Consider the following 3,242-nt stretch of genomic DNA (forward strand, 5'->3'; position numbering starts at 1 on the left):
TGGAACAGCGATGGCCTGGTACCGGCCATTGCCCAGGACCACAAGACCGGGCGCGTACGAATTCCAGCTGGCCAACATGAACCGCCAGCTGGCCCCGGACGTCGAGAGCCTGTTCCTGACGCCTTCGGAGCGCTATTCGTTCATTTCCTCGACCCTGGTGCGGGAGATTGCGGCACTGGGCGGCGATATCGCCAAGTTCGTCCACCCGGCCGTGGCCGACGCGCTGACCGAACGCTTCAAGAAGTGATTCCCGCTGCCTGAACGTCGCGCCCGCGTGCACTGCGGGCGCGAATGCGGCACAATTGTGCCCATCGCCTTTGAAACATGCCCAGGCCCAGGCCTCGGCCGGAGTACCCATGTCCCTGATCATCACCGACGATTGCATCAACTGCGACGTCTGCGAACCCGAGTGCCCGAACGCCGCCATTTCCCAGGGCGAGGAGATCTACGTGATCGACCCGAACCTGTGCACCCAGTGCGTGGGCCACTACGACGAGCCGCAATGCCAGCAAGTCTGTCCGGTCGACTGCATCCCGCTGGATGAAGCGCATCCGGAGACCGAAGACGAGCTGATGGCCAAGTACCGGCGCATTACCGGCAAGGCGTGACCTCAAAGGCCTCACCGGCCAAACATCAGCGCTGGCAACGCGGGCAATACACACTCGCCCGCTGCCCCAGCTTCACCTCGCGCAGCAACGTGCCGCACACCTTGCACGGCTCCCCGCCGCGCCCATAGGCGAACAGCTCCTGCTGGAAATACCCCGGCTGCCCATCCCCGCCGATGAAATCGCGCAGCGTGGTGCCGCCACGCTCGATCGCCGCCGCCAACACCCGCTTGATCTCCCCCGCCAGCTTTACGTAGCGCGCCCGGGAAACGCTGCCCGCCTCGCGCCGAGGGTCGATGCCCGCCGCGAACAGCGCCTCGGTGGCGTAGATGTTGCCCACCCCCACCACCACCGCGTTGTCCATGATGAACGGCTTGATCGCCATCGCCCGCCCCCGCGACAGCTGGAACAGCCGCTCGCCGTCGAACAGGTCGGTCAACGGTTCCGGGCCCAGGCGCAGCAGCAGCTCGTGGTTGAGCGGATCAAGGCTCCAGAGCATGGCACCGAAACGCCGCGGGTCGGTGTAACGCAGCATCAGCCCCGATTCCAGCTCGATATCCACATGCTCGTGCTTGGCCGCCGGCAGCCCCAGCTCGACCAGGCGCAGGTTGCCGGACATGCCCAGGTGGCTGATCAGCGTGCCCACCTCGGCATTGATCAACAGGTACTTGGCGCGCCGCTCGACACTGACGATGCGTTGCCCCGACAGACGAATGTCCAGGTCTTCCGGAATAGGCCAGCGCAGGCGCCGGTCACGCACCACCACACGGCTGACCCGCTGGCCTTCAAGGTGAGGCGCAATACCGCGCCGGGTGGTCTCGACCTCTGGTAGCTCAGGCATGGATCAGTGCCCACCCAGGTCGCGAATGTTCTGCTTGAGGGTCTCGAAGTCGTATTCGCTCAAGCCGATGTAGTCCAGCACCAACGGCCCGACCACGTTCCACTCGTGGTCTTCGCTCTGGTTGCCCAGAACTCGGTAGGAAGCGCAGATGTGCTCGGCCATCTTCAGCACCGCCAGCAGGTTCTTCAGCTGGGTCTGGGCGTTGCGCGAGGACTCGTCGCGGAATACCGCCAGGGCGTTGTGGTGATTGGCGATGGCCGCGCTGATGTGTTCCGGCAGGCGCCATGACTTGGCGGTGAAGTAACCGACGACCGAATGGTTAGTGTTGAAGGCCCGGTTCTCGGTGTCTACCACGCGGGTTTCTTCACTGGCCCCGGCGTAGGCCTGCTCCAGCACTTCCATGTAGTCAGGGAAGCGCTTGAGCATCAGCGGCACGCCGCAGTCGTGGAACAGGCCGAGGGTGTAGGCCTCGTCCGCCGCTTGCAGGCCGGTGCGCTTGGCCAGGGTCAGGCAGGTGTTGGCAACGTCCTGGGCGGTGTCCCAGAAGCGGTTGAGGGTGACGATGGTTTCGTCGGTCATCTCGCCCTTGATCGACTGGGCGTTGATCAGGTTGATGATCGAACGGCTGCCCAACAGGTTAACCGCGCGCTGGATCGAGCCGATCTTGTTGGAAAGGCCGAAGTGCGGCGAATTCACCAGCTTCAGCAACGCACCGGCAAGCCCAGGGTCCTGGGCGATCAGCTTGGCGATGGTCTCCAGGTCCGGGTCGGGCATGTACTGCTCGAACTGCAAATCGACCATGATCTGCGGCTGCGGCGGAATGGCAATGCCTTGCAAGGCTTGCTGGATCTGTTCGGCGGTAAGTTCCTGGGGCATGGGCACACACTCGGGATGGACGGGGAATTCTAACCCTGTACTCCGGCAGGGCACCAATCACTGGATCGTTCCCAGGGCGGTTTACTTTAGCCATTCGGGATGGATGGTGCTGACGTTCATCCCGCCCTCGCAGCGAACCGCAGGCCAACACGGTATACTCCCGCTCTTTTTTCCGGAGCGACGTCATGTCCCTGCCCAGCCTTCGCCTCAAAGCCAACGCCGACCGCCGCCTGCGCGCCGGCCACCTGTGGGTCTACAGCAACGAAGTCGACGTTGCCGCCACCCCGCTGCAAGGCCTGAAGGCCGGCCAGCAGGCCATTCTCGAAGCAGCCAACGGCAAGCCGCTGGGTGTGGTGGCACTGAGCCCGAACAACCTGATCTGCGCCCGCCTGCTGTCGCGCGATGCCAAGCTGGCGCTGGACAAGTCGCTGCTGGTGCACCGCCTGAACGTCGCCCTGTCGCTGCGCGAGCGCCTGTTCGACAAGCCGTGCTACCGCCTGGTGTACGGCGACTCCGACCTGCTGCCGGGGTTGGTGGTCGACCGCTTCTTCGACATCCTCGTGGTGCAACTGGCCTCCGCCACCATGGAAGCGCACAAGGACGAGGTGATCGCCGCGCTGGTGCAGGTGCTCAAGCCCAGCGGCATCCTGTTCAAGAACGACTCCGCCGCCCGTGATGCCGAAGGCCTGGAGCGCTATGTCGAGACGGTCTATGGCGAAGTGCCGGACTGGGTCGCGCTGGAAGAGAACGGCGTGAAATTCGAAGCCCCCGTGCGTGAAGGCCAGCCTTCACCCAGTGGGTCGTCGTTGACCAGCTCCGGGCTGTCGAAGGTCGCACCGTCACGCTCGGCCAGTTGCAGGGCGTGGGCCAGGGCATGGGGGAAACTCTCGCCGTGCAGTAGCACATGCCCGCCGCGGGAA

4 protein-coding genes and 1 pseudogene are annotated in these 3,242 nt (G+C 64.5%); 3 read left to right on the top strand and 2 right to left on the bottom strand.

Annotated features, from left to right (window positions below; all coding sequences use genetic code 11):
- Both ACQKPE_RS26005 and ACQKPE_RS26010 read left to right on the top strand, forming a co-directional pair.
- Nucleotides 1-247, top strand: a pseudogene (locus ACQKPE_RS26005) (hypothetical protein); the annotation flags it as partial.
- A gap of 109 nt (nt 248-356) precedes the next feature.
- Complete coding sequence (locus tag ACQKPE_RS26010; protein WP_011531711.1) at nt 357-608, top strand: YfhL family 4Fe-4S dicluster ferredoxin; 252 nt, start codon at nt 357-359, stop codon at nt 606-608.
- Between the two features lie 25 nt (nt 609-633).
- Here ACQKPE_RS26010 and mutM read toward each other — a convergent pair whose 3' ends face one another.
- Entirely contained in the window at nt 634-1,446 is an 813-nt protein-coding gene (mutM, locus tag ACQKPE_RS26015) for a bifunctional DNA-formamidopyrimidine glycosylase/DNA-(apurinic or apyrimidinic site) lyase (RefSeq protein ID WP_427669571.1), read from the bottom strand.
- Nucleotides 1,447-1,449: 3 nt separating this feature from the next.
- On the bottom strand, nt 1,450-2,268 hold the full coding sequence (locus ACQKPE_RS26020; RefSeq protein ID WP_427669575.1) for an HDOD domain-containing protein: 819 nt from the start codon (nt 2,266-2,268) through the stop codon (nt 1,450-1,452).
- 239 nt (nt 2,269-2,507) lie between these two features.
- On the opposite strand from ACQKPE_RS26020, the gene ACQKPE_RS26025 reads away from it, so the two are divergent.
- Nucleotides 2,508-3,242 (top strand): class I SAM-dependent rRNA methyltransferase (locus ACQKPE_RS26025; RefSeq protein WP_427669573.1); only part of this gene is annotated, 735 nt, incomplete at its 3' end.

Origin of the sequence: Pseudomonas sp. NPDC089554 (assembly GCF_050280645.1) — a bacterium.
In the GTDB taxonomy this organism is placed as follows: domain Bacteria; phylum Pseudomonadota; class Gammaproteobacteria; order Pseudomonadales; family Pseudomonadaceae; genus Aquipseudomonas.